Origin of the sequence: Hymenobacter sp. DG25B, assembly GCF_000801315.1 — a bacterium.
GTDB lineage: Bacteria > Bacteroidota > Bacteroidia > Cytophagales > Hymenobacteraceae > Hymenobacter.
In genome coordinates, this window is the sequence record NZ_CP010054.1 from 109,098 (window position 1) to 124,635 (window position 15,538).

17 protein-coding genes and 1 tRNA gene are annotated in these 15,538 nt (G+C 58.5%); 10 read left to right on the forward strand and 8 right to left on the reverse strand.

Translation table 11 applies throughout. The annotated features are described in order from the left end of the window. The first annotated feature begins 198 nt into the window (after positions 1-198). Positions 199-1,482, forward strand: a complete 1,284-nt coding sequence (locus PK28_RS00490) for a M16 family metallopeptidase (RefSeq protein ID WP_044510327.1) — start codon at positions 199-201, stop codon at positions 1,480-1,482. On the opposite strand, the gene PK28_RS00495 is transcribed toward PK28_RS00490, so the two are convergent. After that, positions 1,456-1,875: a hypothetical protein gene (locus tag PK28_RS00495; RefSeq protein WP_156126176.1), complete on the reverse strand. Its 420-nt coding sequence runs from the start codon at positions 1,873-1,875 to the stop codon at positions 1,456-1,458. The genes PK28_RS00490 and PK28_RS00495 overlap by 27 nt on opposite strands. Positions 1,876-2,049: 174 nt before the next feature. Further along, the gene (locus PK28_RS00500) at positions 2,050-2,601 is read right to left on the reverse strand and encodes a hypothetical protein (RefSeq protein ID WP_044510331.1); all 552 of its coding nucleotides are present in this window, start codon (positions 2,599-2,601) and stop codon (positions 2,050-2,052) included. A 216-nt stretch (positions 2,602-2,817) separates the two neighbouring features. On the opposite strand from PK28_RS00500, the gene pheS reads away from it, so the two are divergent. The 5 genes from pheS (at position 2,818) to PK28_RS20660 (ending at position 5,716) form a co-directional block, all read left to right on the forward strand. Continuing rightward, positions 2,818-3,855, forward strand: coding sequence for a phenylalanine--tRNA ligase subunit alpha (pheS, locus tag PK28_RS00505; protein WP_044510334.1), 1,038 nt, complete (start codon positions 2,818-2,820; stop codon positions 3,853-3,855). A gap of 42 nt (positions 3,856-3,897) precedes the next feature. Next, positions 3,898-4,791 carry a 3-hydroxyacyl-CoA dehydrogenase NAD-binding domain-containing protein gene (locus PK28_RS00510; RefSeq protein WP_044510337.1) on the forward strand — a complete coding sequence of 298 codons (894 nt, stop codon included), beginning with the start codon at positions 3,898-3,900 and terminating at the stop codon, positions 4,789-4,791. Beyond that, entirely contained in the window at positions 4,778-5,224 is a 447-nt protein-coding gene (locus PK28_RS00515; protein WP_044515901.1) for a Rieske (2Fe-2S) protein, read from the forward strand. The genes PK28_RS00510 and PK28_RS00515 overlap by 14 nt, the downstream gene beginning before the upstream one ends. 96 nt (positions 5,225-5,320) lie before the next feature. Then, positions 5,321-5,397, forward strand: a tRNA-Asn gene (locus PK28_RS00520). 148 nt (positions 5,398-5,545) lie between these two features. Next, a complete protein-coding gene (locus tag PK28_RS20660; protein WP_183073145.1) occupies positions 5,546-5,716 on the forward strand; it encodes a hypothetical protein in 171 nt (56 codons plus the stop codon). A 77-nt stretch (positions 5,717-5,793) separates the two neighbouring features. On the opposite strand, the gene PK28_RS00525 is transcribed toward PK28_RS20660, so the two are convergent. The 5 genes from PK28_RS00525 to PK28_RS00545 form a co-directional block, all read right to left on the reverse strand. Further along, positions 5,794-6,468, reverse strand: a complete 675-nt coding sequence (locus PK28_RS00525) for a sterol desaturase family protein (protein WP_044510339.1) — start codon at positions 6,466-6,468, stop codon at positions 5,794-5,796. A gap of 76 nt (positions 6,469-6,544) precedes the next feature. Continuing rightward, positions 6,545-7,066, reverse strand: a complete 522-nt coding sequence (locus PK28_RS00530; protein WP_044515903.1) for a shikimate kinase — start codon at positions 7,064-7,066, stop codon at positions 6,545-6,547. A 91-nt stretch (positions 7,067-7,157) separates the two neighbouring features. After that, on the reverse strand, positions 7,158-8,213 hold the full coding sequence (locus PK28_RS00535; protein WP_044510341.1) for an ABC transporter permease: 1,056 nt from the start codon (positions 8,211-8,213) through the stop codon (positions 7,158-7,160). Positions 8,214-8,306: 93 nt separating this feature from the next. Further along, positions 8,307-9,407, reverse strand: coding sequence for a BT_3928 family protein (locus PK28_RS00540; protein ID WP_044510343.1), 1,101 nt, complete (start codon positions 9,405-9,407; stop codon positions 8,307-8,309). 26 nt (positions 9,408-9,433) lie between these two features. After that, entirely contained in the window at positions 9,434-10,009 is a 576-nt protein-coding gene (locus PK28_RS00545; RefSeq protein ID WP_044510347.1) for a DUF1599 domain-containing protein, read from the reverse strand. Positions 10,010-10,234: 225 nt separating this feature from the next. On the opposite strand from PK28_RS00545, the gene folP reads away from it, so the two are divergent. Both folP and cdaA read left to right on the forward strand, forming a co-directional pair. Continuing rightward, on the forward strand, positions 10,235-11,053 hold the full coding sequence (gene folP, locus PK28_RS00550) for a dihydropteroate synthase (RefSeq protein WP_316931952.1): 819 nt from the start codon (positions 10,235-10,237) through the stop codon (positions 11,051-11,053). Continuing rightward, complete coding sequence (gene cdaA / locus PK28_RS00555; RefSeq protein WP_044510352.1) at positions 11,050-11,889, forward strand: diadenylate cyclase CdaA; 840 nt, start codon at positions 11,050-11,052, stop codon at positions 11,887-11,889. The genes folP and cdaA overlap by 4 nt, the downstream gene beginning before the upstream one ends. A 99-nt stretch (positions 11,890-11,988) precedes the next feature. On the opposite strand, the gene kbl is transcribed toward cdaA, so the two are convergent. Beyond that, positions 11,989-13,236, reverse strand: a complete 1,248-nt coding sequence (gene kbl / locus PK28_RS00560; protein ID WP_044515906.1) for a glycine C-acetyltransferase — start codon at positions 13,234-13,236, stop codon at positions 11,989-11,991. A gap of 270 nt (positions 13,237-13,506) precedes the next feature. On the opposite strand from kbl, the gene PK28_RS00565 reads away from it, so the two are divergent. Both PK28_RS00565 and PK28_RS00570 read left to right on the forward strand, forming a co-directional pair. Then, positions 13,507-14,373: a DUF6920 family protein gene (locus PK28_RS00565; RefSeq protein WP_044510354.1), complete on the forward strand. Its 867-nt coding sequence runs from the start codon at positions 13,507-13,509 to the stop codon at positions 14,371-14,373. A 134-nt stretch (positions 14,374-14,507) separates the two neighbouring features. Continuing rightward, on the forward strand, positions 14,508-15,506 hold the full coding sequence (locus PK28_RS00570) for an NAD-dependent epimerase/dehydratase family protein (protein WP_044510356.1): 999 nt from the start codon (positions 14,508-14,510) through the stop codon (positions 15,504-15,506). Positions 15,507-15,538 lie beyond the last annotated feature (32 nt).

Sequence of the window (15,538 nt, forward strand, 5' to 3'; positions counted from 1 at the left end):
CCCACGTGGGTGCAGACATGAACATACGCCTGCTACTCGCTGCGCTCGTGCGCGAAACCGGAGCTTCGCGCTACTTTCGCTAGCGGCTTTTTTCTATTTTTGAAGAACAGAAAGCACCCATTTGGGTGCTTTCCCTGTTTAAGTCGGAACAACGGGCTGCGGCCAGGACGCCGCTTCCCATCTGCTGCCCACCCTCCTATGATTCATTTCGAAGAATTTACCCTCGATAACGGCCTGCGCTGCATTGTGCACGAAGACCACAGCACGCCCATGGCCGTGCTCAATATCTTATATAACGTAGGCTCGCGCGACGAAGACCCGGCGCATACCGGCTTTGCGCACTTGTTTGAGCATTTGATGTTCTCCGGCTCGGTGAATATTCCCAGCTACGACGAGCCCCTGCAGCTGGTGGGCGGCGAGAACAATGCCTTCACCTCCCCCGATATCACCAACTATTACCTCACGCTACCGGCCGCCAATATTGAAACCGGTTTCTGGCTGGAATCGGACCGGATGCTGAGCCTAGCGTTTTCTGAAAACGGTCTGGAAGTGCAGCGCAAAGTAGTGGTGGAAGAGTTTAAGCAGAACTACCTCAACCAGCCCTATGGCGACGTGTGGCTGAAGCTGCGCCCGCTGGCTTACCAGACGCACCCCTATAACTGGGCCACCATCGGCAAGGAAATCAGCCACATCGAAGACGCCACCATGCAACAGGTGCGCGACTTCTTTGCCAAGCACTACTCGCCCGCCAACGCCGTTCTGGTAGTGGCCGGGGCCGTAACCCGCGCCGAGGCCCAGCGCCTGGCCGAAAAGTGGTTTGGCCCTATTCCGGGCGGCACACGCTATGAGCGCAACCTGCCCCAGGAGCCGCGCCAGACCCAGGCCCGCACCCTGGACGTATCCGCCGATGTGCCCCTGAATGCCTTCTACAAAGTGTACCACATGCCCGCCCGCACCGACGAGGCGTATTATACCGTGGACTTGCTGAGTGATGTGCTGGGCCGGGGCAAGTCCTCGCGCCTGTATCAGCAGCTGGTGAAGGACGAGCCTTTGTTTAACTCGATTTCCGCCTCCGTTACCGGCTCCCTGGAGCCCGGTTTGGTGGTTATCAGCGGCCGCCTGAATGCCGGGGTTTCTCTGGAGCAGGCCGAAGCTGCCGTAGAGAAGGTAGTAGCTGAGCTTCGCACTACCCTGGTAGGCAGCGAAGAGCTGGAAAAAGTAAAAAATCAGGCCGAAGCCAGTATTGTATTCGGCGAAATTGAGTTGCTGAACCGGGCCATGAATCTGGCTTACTGCAAGCTGATGGGGAATGCTGATTTAATTAACCAGGAGAGTACCCAGATTCAGGCCGTAACCCCGGAAGGGCTGTTGGCTGCGGCACAGGAGGTATTGCGCCCCGAAAATAGCAGCACCTTGCGCTACCACGCGCAGGCAAGCGTAGCCACCACTGCTGACTCAGAAGAGGTCAGTGCTGCTGGTTAAGCCGAGGAATACGCTTTGGGTATTAGCGCTTTCTAGGAGATTTGCGGGGGTAGCCGCCGGCTGTTTGGTGGTGGCTTCACCCCCACTTTTAGAGGATAAGCTGGAAGCACCGGAAACTGGTTTGGCGGGCTTCTTTTTCAGAGGGCGGCCCATATAGTCGGTGGTAGGTGGGCTGGGCATATTCAGCCGCATGCCGGGAGCCAGCTGTAAATGTTCTTCCCCACGGCGCTTAGATGCATCGTAGCGGGAGTAGGCGCCGGCACGGGGCTTCGGGTGCGTGCTGCTGCTGCGGTGGTACGCAGCCTTAGTGGGCTTCCTGTTCTGGGCCAGGCCAGCGGGTGCACTCAGCAAGAGAAGCGCGGCTGCCAGGAGTAATAGGGTGCTGGATTTCATTTGCGTGCGGGTATAAGTGGAATATAGAAGGTGACTTAAGCGGTGAGCACTCAAAAAACTGCATTCGACTAATATTTAATTGATTAATAATCAGCAAATAGCAAGCCAATACGCTGAAAATAAAAATGCCCAAACCATAAGATTTGGGCATTCCTTACAAAATATCTTTCCTGACTACCATCCGCCGGAATCCCAGCCAGAAGTCGTTTTTTTCTTGGCGGGCGCGGGGGCTTTTTTAGCAGGCGCTTTGGTGGAGGTGGTGCTGGCGGGCTTCTTGGCCGTAGTAGCCGTGCTGGCAGGAACCATTGCTTTTACCGCTGGCTCCGTGGCTTCTACGCTTTGGCCACCCAAGGCATCACCGGCCTGCGAATTAGCATCAGTGGCAATAACAGGGGCCGCTTCCGGCGCCGCAGCGGCCGGGGCCGGCACGCCCCAGGGCTCGGCCACTTTACGCCGCACGTACCGGGGAATGGGCCGCCCGCGGTAGTCGGTAGTAACCCGGGCAGCGGGGGCGGCGGTAAACCCCGGCGCTACCTGCATGCCGTCAATATCACTGGTGGTATTGGTAGGGGCACCAAATCCATCGGAGGCAGCAGGGGTAGTAGCGGGTGCCGGCGTAGTAGTGGCGGGAGTAGCCGGAGCCGGGGTGGCGGTTTGTTGCGCCAGGGCTACGGAGCTACTGACGGTAGTGGCTGCCAGAAGCCAGAAGAAAACAGATTTTTGCATGGCAATTATGAGGTTCTACGAGTGAGAGTCGGTGGATGAAAAGCAGAGGAGTAAACTACAAAAAAGGAATGTTATTTATTATATAAATCATATAATTTATCACATTAATACTATTTTGCTATCAACCTGAAATGATTCAATACGCTTTTGCGGGAAGAAAGTCCATCAAAAAGTGAGTGCCGACGGTTTGCAGGGAGCGTGTACCTTTGTAACACTATGCAGGAGAATATCACGCGGCTGCAGACCGCCATTGAAACCTACGACCTCACAACCCCGGAACAGCTGGAGCAGTTCCGTATTGCTTTCACCGGTCGCAAAGGGCAGCTGGCTGATTTATTTGATCAGCTGAAAACCGTACCCCAGGAAGACCGTCGCGCTGTGGGTCAGCAGCTTAACCTGCTCAAGCAGCTGGCGCAGGCCCGCTTCGACGAGCGCCAGCAACAGTTGGAGGCCGCTACCAGCAATGCCCCCGCCGACCCTACCTTCGACTACTCTCTGCCCACCGTACCCAATGCGCTGGGCACCCGCCACCCACTAAGCTTGGTGCGCGAGGAAATTACGCGCATTCTGGCCCGCATTGGCTTTAACGTGGCCGAGGGTCCGGAAATTGAGGACGACTGGCACAATTTCACGGCCCTGAACTTCCCCGAAAACCATCCGGCCCGGGATATGCAGGACACGTTCTTTGTGCACCGCACGCCCGGCGAGCAGGAATGGGTGCTGCGCACGCACACCAGCCCGGTGCAGGTGCGCGTGATGAAGGCCCAGCAGCCGCCCATCCGCAGCATTATGCCCGGCCGCGTGTACCGCAACGAGGCCATTTCGGCCCGTGCCCACATGATGTTCCATCAGGTGGAGGCGCTGTTCGTGGATGAAAACGTGAGCTTCGCCGACCTCAAGCAGACCGTGTACTACTTTGTGCAGGAGCTGTTCGGAGCCGATGTGCAGGTGCGCTTCCGCCCCTCTTTCTTCCCCTTCACCGAGCCCAGCGCCGAAATTGACATTACTTGCCTGATTTGCAAAGGCAAGGGCTGCAACATCTGCAAGCAAACCGGCTGGGTAGAAATTGGCGGCTGCGGCATGGTAGACCCCGCCGTGCTGGAGCAGTCCGGCATTGATGCGGAACGCTACTCCGGCTACGCCTGGGGCATGGGCATTGAGCGCATTGCCATGCTCAAGTACCAGATTAAAGACCTGCGCCTGTTCACGGAAAACGACATGCGTTTCCTGCGCCAGTTTGAAGGCGTGCAATAAACTACGTTGAGCTAAGTTCTTCTGAAATAACGCCTGCTTTCTATGTCTGATTCCTCTGCCCAACCCCTCAGCGCCACCAACCAGCAACCCGGCATTACTACCATTGCTATTGTGGGCGCGGGCACCATGGGGCTGGGCATTGCGCAGGTGTGCGTGCAGCACGGCTTTCCCACCATCCTCTTCGATATCAACGAAGCAGTATTAACGAAAGCCCAGCAGAGCATTGCGGCCGGCCTGAGCAAGCTGGTGGACAAAGGCAAGCTAACTGCTGAAGAGCGGGAAGCAGCCCTGGCCCGCCTGCGCCCTACCACCGACCTTTCCACCGTGCAGGCCGACCTGATTGTGGAAGCCGTGGTGGAGAAGCTCAGCGTGAAGCACCAGCTGTTTCAGGAGCTGGCGGCGCTGAACCCGCCCACCACTATTCTGGCATCTAACACCTCGTCGTTGCCAATCACCCGGCTAGCGGCGCCCATTCAGCACCCCGAGCGGGTGGTGGGCATGCACTTCTTTAACCCGGCGCCGCTTATGCCGCTGGTGGAGGTTATCAGCGGAGTAGCCACGGCTCCGGCCGTAGCCGATGCGGTGTTTGCCCTGGCGGAGAAACTGGGCAAAAAGCCCGTGCGGGCGGCCGATGCGCCCGGTTTTATTGTAAACCGGGTGGCCCGCCATTTCTACGTGGAGGGCCTCAAGATTGTGGAAGAGCAGGTAGCGTCTTTTCAGGTGGTGGATGAGCTCATGGAAGCCACCGGTTTCCGCATGGGGCCCTTCCGCCTGATGGACCTGATTGGTGTAGACACCAACTTCTCCGTTACCTCCGCCATGTTTGAGGCCTTCCACTTCGACCCTAAATTCCGCCCCAGCCGTATTCAGCAGCAGAAAGTAGATGCCGGCCAGCACGGCCGCAAAACCGGCCGAGGATTTTATGACTACTCCTGATTTCCGCCTTTTCAAGCGTTTTGCCTGCCTGCTGAGTGGGGCATTGCTACTGGCCGCCTGCGGCTCTAATGGCTCTGAGGCCGAGCCCCAGATTCCCCTGGCCGTAGTCAATGAGGTCATCAACCTGACCAACCAGGAGTACCAGCAGCTACGCTTCGACCGCGGGGCCGTAGAGCACGATGGTGGCGTGCGGGGATTGATTATCGTTCGGCAGAATGCCAGTACCTACCTAGCATTTGAGCGCAACTGCCCCTACCGCCCTTTTGACTCCTGCGCCCGAGTAGAAATAGACTCTTCCCGCCTGTTTCTGGTAGATAAGTGCTGCGGCTCCCAGTTTGGGCTGGATGGGCAGCTGCAGGCCGGACCGGGTGCCCGCCCCCTGCGGCAATACAACACGGCCCTGTCCGGCAATCTGCTGACAATCACGAATTAGGCGATTTTTGAAAATATTTTTCAGGCAAATGCTTGCAGAAACCTGCTTTCTGACCTAATATTGCACCCGCAACGACAGATAAATGTCGCCATAACCGCTTCCTTAGCTCAGCCGGTTAGAGCATCTGACTGTTAATCAGAGGGTCCCTGGTTCGAGCCCAGGAGGGAGCGCCACTACAAAACCCCTCGTTCGCCCCCGCGACGAGGGGTTTTGCGCGTTTATACCCCTAGGCTAGGTCAACTTTTTCGGGAATAAGAGAGTATCAGGCAGTATAGGGCGGCCAAATGGGCCGCTGCTCTCTCACTCTCTCCCGCAACTCCTATGAAACTCTATCGTCCTTTTCTGGCCATGTGCCTGGTGCTGCTCACCTTTTCGCTGAGCAGCTGTGAAGTAGTTGGCGACATCTTTAAAGCCGGCGCCTGGACGGGCATTATCGGCGTAGTACTGGTAGTATTGCTAATCTGGTGGATTATCGGCCGCGTGCGCCGCTAGTCTTTATAAGCTAGTTAACATAGAAAAAGGGAGCCTTTAGGCTCCCTTTTTTATGCTGTATTGCACGGTAGGCAGGCTTACTTAACTTTCCGCTGCTTAGGCATGGTGCCAATGATGTGGTCCCAGAGCGTGGTGCTCACGCCAAAAGCAATTTCATCCTGCTTGTAGTGGTGTTGAGCGTGGTGGTGCCACCAGAACTTCAGGAAGTTCTTTGGTGGCGCGTACACGTGGAGAGCGTAGTGCACAAACAGGTATAGCGCGTAGCCGAACACAAAACCCGCCAGCAGCCCGAAACCAGCGTTGCCAAATACAAACCGGAAGATGAAAAACAGCAGCGAGGCCACGAACACCGTCAGGATGGGCGGCATGGCCAGGCGGGTTTTATCTTTCGGGTACTCGTGGTGTACGCCGTGCATGGTGTATTGAAACTTGGCCTTGGCAGGCGTGTTGGTGTTGATGTGGTATACGAAGCGGTGCATCAGATACTCCACTAACGTGAACAGGAACCAGCCCGCCAGAAACAGACCCATGGCGCTCAGGCCCGTCAGCAGCCCCTCGCTCAAGCCATAGTAGAGGCTGACGGCCGCCACGGCGAAGAAAATGCTGAGCGGCGCCGCAATGTGCGTGTGCGTGAGGCGCTCCAGCGTGGGGTTTTCGAATAAACGGGCCGATCCTTTGTGCTTGGGCTTGATGGCATCGGGCGTTTTCACCGGCGTTGGTTGGGCTTCGGCAGCAGAAGAGGATGTATTCATATCAGTGGTTAGCTCAGATTCAACAGGCAAAAGTACGCATCAACCCGCAAAACGGCACTTATCTTGGCCATAACCCTTACCCGGTAGTCAGAAACCGGGAAATTAAGTGGCTGACAGCCTCCGGCGAGCAGCCGGAACCCGTGCAGCGCAGCGGGGCGCGCTCGTAAAACTGCTCCCGGCGGCTCAGTGTTTCGAGAAGTTGCTGCTGCAGGGCAGCTGCATCCGGCAAATGAGAGAGCAAAGGTCGGGCCGCCATTTCGGAACGCAGGCGCCGCGCCAGCTTCTCTACCGGCACGTGCAGGTAGATCGTGAGTCCTTCCTGCAGCAATACCGCCAGGTTGTTATGAAAGCAGGGCGTGCCCCCGCCCGTGGCCAGCACCAGTCGGGGCTGCTGCTGCACTACCTCCCGCAACATCGCCGCTTCCCGCTGGCGGAAATAATCCTCCCCTTCGGCCTCAAATATCTCCGGGATGCTGCGCTGCTCCTGCCGTACAATTTCCTCGTCCAGATCCAGAAAAGGCAACGCATACAGGGTGGCCAGCGCGCGGCCCAGCGTGGTTTTCCCGGCTCCCGGCATCCCAATCAGAAACAGACGCATAGGCAACATTTTTTTCGGGGTACAGTCAGCAGAGCCAGGAAGCAGAATAGCATAAGCCAAACCGACTGCCCCGCTTCATTCAACCCAATAACTACCCCAGTTTTACCCGCGGGTCGAGGACGGCATACAAGACATCTACCGCAATATTCACCACCACAAACAGGGCGGCAATAAAGATGGTGGAGCCCATTACCACGGGGAAATCCAGGTTTTCTACGGCGCGGAGCGTAACGGTGCCCAGGCCTTTCCAGTTGAAGATGTATTCAATGAAAAACGCCCCGGCCATGAGCGAGGCCAGCCAGCCGGACACCGCCGTTACCACCGGGTTCAGCGCGTTTTTCAGGGCGTGGCCCATGACGGTGCGGTAGCTGGAAAGCCCCTTGGCCCGGGCCGTGCGGATGTAGTCCTGGCTGAGCACATCCAGCATAGAGCTGCGCGTGAGCTGGGTGATGACCGCCAGCGGCCGGATGCCCAGCGCGAAGGCCGGCAAAATGAGGTTGCGCAGCACCAGATGGCGGCCGGTGAAGGGGTCCGTTTCAAAGAGCTGTCCGGTTAGGTTCAGGCCCGTCCAGCGGCTCCAGTAAAAGCCAAAGGTCATGGCAATGAGGATAGCGGCCACAAACGATGGTACCGAGATACCCAGTACCGAGGTGGTAATCAAAGTGCGGTCAATCCAGGAATGGGGGCGCAGCGCGGCCAGCACACCGAACAGAATACCAAGTACCGCCGCCAGCAGCATGGCCGCCAGGGCCAGCCACATAGTGCCGGTAAAGTGGTCCAGCAAAATCAGCAGCACTTCTTTGTTGCTTTGAAAGGAGCGGCGCAGGTAGGGCTTTTTCAGCACCACGGCCTGCTCGCCAAGCGGCACCAGCGTAACGCCGCCGTACTTGGCCACGCCTGCGGAGTCCCGGGGGTGCACGCCCACCGGCGACACATCATTGAGGTAGCCCAGCAGCTGAGCGGGCAGGGGCTTGTCCAGGCCCAGGTCGGCGGCAATGGCCGCGCGTGTGGCTTCGTCTGAGCGTTGGCCGGCCAGCAGAGCTACCGGGTCGCCGGGCAGCACGTTAAACAGAAAGAATACCGTAAGGGCTACGCCGGCCAGTACCAGGAGCCCCTGCACTAGGCGGCGAAGGATAAACCAAATCATCTTATTCAGTTGCCAGTTGCCGGTTGCCGGTTGCCGGTTGTCAGACACTCGTTGAGCGACCTGGCAACTAACAACTCGTAACCGGCAACTGAATTATAGCAGCTCTTCCAGCTTTTCGCGAGTCGGGATGTCGTGATAATGGAACTTGCCTTTCACCACGCCATTTTCCAGCAGAATAATGCCGGGGTTGGAGCGCACCATGGATTTCAGCACCGTGGCATCGGCGTAGTAGAAGGGCACGGGCAGGTTTACCTCATGGCGGAAGGCATCGTAGTCGGCGGGGTTGCTGCTGGTGAGCACCACGGTTTTGATATCCCGCTTGGAAGAATCAGCCGACAGAATCATGGTGTTCATCTTGTCGAACCGGTCCCGGTCGGCGCTGTTCACATTCTGGATAATGAGCAGCAGCTTGTTGCCTTTCAGAATCTCCTGCGTGTAATCACCTTCATCATTCCACACCCGAAAGTCCGTGATTTTGGGTGCGTCTTCCGGGTTCAGGGCTACCATCTGCTTAAACTTCCAGGTGGTATCGGTGGGGTACTCGGTAAACTCCTGCTCCTGGCCGTTGCGCGCCATAATGTATTTGTAGCGCAGGGGGGCTGCGGGCTTCATCAGCTGGCCAATGTTGTTGCCCTCTTTGTAAGGCAGGAAATCGAAGTAAGGCAGGTGGCCCAGGGCATACACACCAATACCGGCGGCTACCGCGGCGGCAATGGTGATGTACATCACGCCCAGCGTGCCTTTGGCAAACACCAGCCGCAGGTAGCGCTGCCCAAAAAACACCACCAGCCACAGGGCCAGCAGAATCATATCCTTGGTGAAGGAAGCCCAGGGCGTGAGCTTAATAAAGTCGCCGAAGCAGCCGCAGTCGGTTACCTTATTGAAAGCTGCCGAGTAGAAGGTGAGGAAGCCAAAGAAGACCAGCAGGCCCAGCAGCACCCACAGGGTTTTGCGCAGATGCCAGCGCAGCAACAGGGCCACGCCCAGCACTACTTCCAGCGTGCTAAGAATAAGCGAAATGGTGCGGGCATGCGGGTAGAACCACATGAAAAACTGCCCGAAATCCTGCGAAAACACCTCAAAGTATTCCTCCAGCTTCAGCGCCGTGCCCACCGGGTCATTCAGCTTCACCAGGCCGGAGAAAATAAACACCACTCCCAGCAACAACCAGCAAATGCGGGTAACTAACCTCATAAGAAAATACGTGTACGTTCGTAGCCTTAAACTGTGTGAGCCGATTCTGGTTGGGGAGCCGCCGCCAGCCCGCGCTTAATCAGCGCAAAAACGGCGTAGTTCAGCATGTCCCGGTAGTTGGCCTCCACCCCTTCCGACACCTTGGTTTGCCCCGCCAGATCTTCAATCTGCTTAGTGCGGTGCAGCTTCATCAGAATGATATCGGTGATGCTTTCCACGCGCATGTGGCGCCAGGCCTCGCCGTAGTCGTGGTTTTTGGCGAAGAGCAGTTCCCGGGTGGTGTTCACTTCCCGGTCGTAGGCGGCGGTAACTTCCTCCAGAGGCAGCTCCAGCGGGGCCTCCAGCGGCAGGTGTAGCTGCATGAGGGCAATGAGACAGTAGTTGATGATGGCTACAAACTCCTCATCAATTCCTTCGGCCACGCGCTGGGTGCCTTTCTCCTGAATGGAGCGGATGCGCTGCGCTTTGATGTAGATCTGATCGGTGATGGAGGGCAGGCGCATAATGCGCCAGGCCGTGCCATAGTCGTGGGACTTAGCCAGAAACAGCTTCCGGCAGTGCCCGATAACCGCGTCGTACTCGTGCTGGGTTTGGTTCTGCAAGATTTTCAGCCTAATTTGTTGGAATCTTGGGTATTTGGGGCCCTGGAAACCCGATTGCGCCCGCGGCCTTGTGCTGCCTGAACGCAACCGTATGGAAGAAACCCGGTTTCTTTACCCCAAAACCTGGTTTTTGAGTTCCTGAGCGCTTCCATAACTATGCTACCCCAGGCCGCGAAAGATACGTGTTTTTCGGTGAGGCAAACGCTGAGTTGCCCGCGTGGCCGCGTGCTGGATTTGCACCGCCCACAGGTAATGGGCATCCTCAACCTCACGCCCGATTCGTTCTTTGCCGGCAGCCGCATTGGTGCCGCCGATGAGCTGCTGCGCCGCGCCGAGGCCATGCTTACGGCCGGCGCCGCCGTGCTGGACCTAGGCGGCTACTCCACCCGCCCCGGCGCCGCGGAGGTAAGCGAGGAGGAGGAAAAGCGCCGCGTTCTGCCCGCCCTGCAGGCCCTGCGGCAGCGCTTTCCGGAGGCCTTTCTGTCCATTGATACTTTCCGGGCCAGCGTAGCCGCCGAAGCCGTAGCCGCCGGGGCCGATATTTTGAACGACATCAGCGCCGGCACCCTGGATGCCGATATGATAGCCACGGCCGGCCGCCTGAACGTGCCCTACGTGCTGATGCACATGCGCGGCACCCCGCAGGACATGGCCCAGCACACCGAGTACGCCGAGGACCTGGTAACGGAGTTGGTTCGGTTTTTCCGGGATAAGCTGGCTGCCCTGCGCGCCGCCGGCGTGGTAGACGTGGTGCTGGATCCGGGTTTCGGGTTTGCCAAAAATGCCGCCCAAAACCACGAGCTGCTGCGCCGCCTGGATGAGCTGCGCGTGCTGGGCCTGCCTATTCTGGCCGGGCTCTCGCGCAAATCCATGGTTTTTAAGCCGCTGGGACTCACCCCGGATGCAGCCCTTACGGGTACTGTGGCCGTCAATACCATAGCGCTGCTCAACGGCGCCCGCCTCCTGCGCGTACATGACGTGGCCGAAGCCATGCAAACCATTCAGCTCGTATTCAACACATACTCAACTCCTTCCTCCCCGTGATTGGCTCCTTCACCATCGGCTTCCTGCGTATTGGCTGGCTGGACGTAGTGGACGTGCTGCTGGTTACGGCCCTATTTTATCAGCTCTACAAGCTGCTGACCGGCAGCGTAGCGCTGAAGATTTTTCTGGGGCTGATGTCGATTTACCTGCTGTACCTGGTGGTGCGGGCCGCGGGCATGGAGCTGTTGACCACCATTCTGGGGCAGTTTATGAGCGTGGGCGTGCTGGCCAGCATTATCCTGTTTCAGCAGGAAATCCGGCGGTTTCTGCTCACCATTGGCAAGGCCACCACGCTGGAGCGCATGCGCGTGTTCTCCTGGCGCCGCGATTCTGCCGCCGAGAAAATGAACATCATGCCCTTCATAGAAGCCGCTAAGAGCCTGGCCGGCAAGAATACCGGCGCGCTCATTGTGTTCAGCATGGGCTCTGATCTGAAGTTTTACGCCGACTCCGGTGACCTGATTGATGCTGCCGTAAGCAAGCGCCTGCTGATGAGCATCTTCAACAAAACCAGCCCCCTGCACGATGGGGCCGTTATCATCGCCAACAACCGCATACAAGCGGCCCGCTGCATTCTGCCGGTAAGCGAAAACCCCGACGTGCCGGCTTCCCTGGGGTTGCGCCACCGCGCCGCCATTGGCCTTTCCGAAGTGACGGACAGCGTGGTGCTGGTAGTAAGCGAGGAAACCGGGCAGATTTCCCTGGTGCGCGCCGGCGAGGTGTACCGCAACCTGTCTACCTCCGACCTGCGGGCCCGCCTGAACGAAATGCTGTTTGACGCCGAGCCTAAAGCTTCCTCTCCCAAGAAGCTCTCCACCGAAGAAGTAGCCGCTTAATCTGGCCATTGGCTGTTAGCGGATGGCTGTCGGCTCAGGTAGAGTTCATAAAAAAGGCCCGCCATCTGGCGGGCCTTTTTCGTGCATAGTCTATGGACATCATGGCGTGTTGATAACCACCTGGCCGGCTTCCGGCTGGGCGGCCGAGCGGTCCTTGAGGGTACCCAGCTCTTTGCCTACGGCTATAAAGGCCGCAATGGCCTTGTCCAGATGCGCGCGGGTATGAGCGGCGCTCATCTGCACCCGAATGCGGGCCTGGCCTTTGGCTACCACGGGGAAGTAGAAACCCACCACGTAAATGCCGTGCTCCAGCATGCGGGCCGCAAACTCCTGGCTCAGCTTGGCATCATACAGCATCACGGGCACAATGGGGTGCTCACCGGGCTTAATGTCGAAGCCGGCTTTGGTCATTTCCTCGCGGAAATACTTGGTGTTTTCCTCCAGCCGGTCGCGCAGCTCGGTGCTTTCCGTGAGCAGGTCCAGCACCCGGATGCTGGCACCCACAATGGCCGGGGCCAGGGTATTGGAGAACAGGTAAGGGCGGCTGCGCTGGCGCAGCATGTCAATGATTTCCTTACGGCCGGAGGTGAAGCCGCCCATGGCGCCGCCCAGGGCTTTGCCCAGCGTGCCGGTAATGATATCCACGCGGCCCATCACGTTGCGGTACTCGTGGGTGCCGCGGCCGGTTTTGCCCAGGAAGCCCATGCTGTGGCACTCGTCAATCATCACCAGGGCCTCATACTTATCGGCCAGGTCGCAGATTTTGTCCAGCTGGGCAATGGTGCCGTCCATGGAGAAGGAGCCGTCCGTAACGATGATGCGGTGGCGGGTGCCTTTGGCCACGGCGTCCTGCAGCTGGGCTTCCAGGTCGGCCATGTCGTTGTGGGTGTAGCGGTAGCGCTGGGCTTTACACAGGCGCACGCCATCAATAATGCTGGCGTGGTTCAGAGCATCGGAAATAATAGCGTCCTGCTCGTTGAACAGGGGCTCGAACACGCCGCCGTTGGCATCAAAAGCTGCTGCGTACAGAATGGTGTCTTCGGTACCCAGAAACTCGGCCAGCTTGGCTTCCAGCTCTTTGTGAATATCCTGAGTGCCGCAGATAAAGCGCACCGACGACATACCGTAGCCGTGGGTATCAATGGCTTCCTTGGCCGCCTTAATTACCTCCGGGTGCGAGGACAGGCCCAGGTAGTTATTGGCGCAGAAATTCAGCACTTCCCCCGCCTCTTCCGTCTCAATTTCGGCGCCCTGGGGCGAGGTAATGATGCGCTCCTTTTTGTAGAGGCCGGCATCTTTTATTTCCTGTAGCTGCTGCTGCAGGTCGGGCTGGAGGGTGGTATACATAGGGGTGGGGAATGAAGTGAAGGAGTAAGAAGCCAGCAAAACAGGCAGACAAAGATAACATGATACCGTAGCGCACGGCATTCAAGTAGCCCGGGCAGCGGGCACAGCCTCCGGAATACCAGCAAAAGTTACAACGGAAAAGCGGACCTGGTTGGTGGGCGGAAAGCAAAAGTCATTTTTCTGAGCGTGGCGCGGGCGTATCTTCTCCTGTTTACTGCCCGAACTTCAGGCAGGACGGTGCGATATACATTCCTGTAACTGCTTATACCAATGAAATACTGGACCAGAATAACCGGCCTGGCTGCTGCGGGGCTGGCAGGCCTGACAGGCGCCGGCGTCCTCGGCACGCGCCTTTGGAACCGCCGCACTGAGCAACTGGTAGCCCAGCTGGCCGGGCCACTGCCGGGCGCGGGGCATCAGGTATTTACAATGGAGGAGCTAACGGGGCTGCCGGTGCCGGTGGCCAACTACTTCCGGTTTGCCCTGCAGCCGGGGCAGGCGCTCATCCGCAGAGCCCGCCTCCGGGAAACCGGCGGGTTCCGGGCCGGCACTTCCTGGAGCTCGTTTACGGCGGTGCACCACGTGCACACGCTGCCTCCTGGCTTTGTGTGGGATGCCCGTATTTATATGCTGCCCCTGCTGCCGGTGCAGATCCGGGACAGCTACGTGGCCGGCAGCGGTGCCATGCAGGGCCGGCTGGCCGGTTTGCTACCCGTGGTAAAAGAAAGTAACCGCCCTGATCTGGACGCGGGTGCCCTGCTCCGCTACCTGGCGGAGGCGGTATGGTACCCTACCGCGCTGCTGCCCAGTCAGGGAGTAACCTGGAGCGCCCTGGATAACGCTTCTGCGCTAGCCACCCTCACGGATGGGCACACTACCGTCTCGCTGCAGTTTTATTTTGGGGAGCAGGGTGAAATTGTACGGTGCTATACACCGGCCCGCTTCCGGGATGTGAATGGTGCGGGCGTGCCTACCCCGTGGGGCGGCACGTACCATACCTATATCCAGGCAGCCGGTATGCGGGTACCACAGGCGGGAGAAGTAGCCTGGTTTCTTCCGGAAGGCCCCCGTGCCTACTGGCGGGGCCGGCTGCAGTGCACCTTCGACTTTGGACTGCCCCCTTTCAAAGGGGTCTGACCGGCGCGGCTCTATTATGCTGAATTATGCTGATCGGCCATTGCCTGATTCTTGTTGCTGACTCTCATGCCCCGTCACCGCTGAACGGTTATATTTGTAGCCTTTTCTACCCCCACCCACCCATTTCCCTGCGCATGGCTACTTCCACACCCGGTACCTCCGGCGACACAGTTCTTATCATCGGAGCCGGCGGGCAGCTGGGTCTGGAGCTTACCCACGAGCTGCGCCAGCGCTACGGCGCCTCTAACGTGGTAGCCGCCGATGTGCGCGCCCCCAAGGATGCGGAAACGCACGAAGCGGGCCCCTTTGAGCTGCTGGATGTGCTGGACAAAAACCGCCTGACGGAAGTAGTGCAGCAATACAAGCCCAAGCAGGTGTACCACTTGGCGGCCCTGCTCTCGGCCACGGCCGAGAAAAACCCCAAGTTTGGCTGGCAGCTGAACATGGATGGCCTTTTTAACGTGCTGGATGCCGCCGTAGACCTAGGCGTGCAGCAGGTGTACTGGCCCAGCAGCATTGCCGTGTTCGGGCCCGATACCCCGCGCGAGAACACGCCCCAGCTCACCATCATGAACCCCAACACCATCTACGGCATCAGCAAGCTGGCCGGCGAGCAGTGGTGTGAGTGGTATTTCCGCAAGCATGGCCTGGATGTGCGCAGCCTGCGCTACCCCGGCCTCATCGGCTACAAATCCTTGCCCGGCGGCGGCACGACAGACTATGCTGTGGACATCTACCACAAAGCCGTGGCTGGCCAGCCCTATGAGTGCTTCCTGAAGGAAGACACCTACCTGCCCATGATGTACATGCCCGATGCTCTGAAGGCTACCCTGGACCTCATGCACGCCCCCGCCGACAGCATCAAAATCCGCAGCAGCTACAACCTGGGGGCCATGAGCTTCTCGCCCAAGGAAATTACGGCCAGCATTCAGCGCCACCTGCCGGAGTTTGAGGTGACATATAAGCCCGATTCCCGCCAGCAGATTGCCGACTCCTGGCCCGCCAGCATCGACGACACGCGCGCCCGCCAGGACTGGGGCTGGCAGCCGGATTTCGACCTGGATAAAATGACCGACGATATGCTGCTGCACCTCAAGCAGCAGGTAGCCGAAACGGCTGCCGTAGCCCGGTAAGCGGCGCCCGGAAAACCACGAAGTTCGACAAG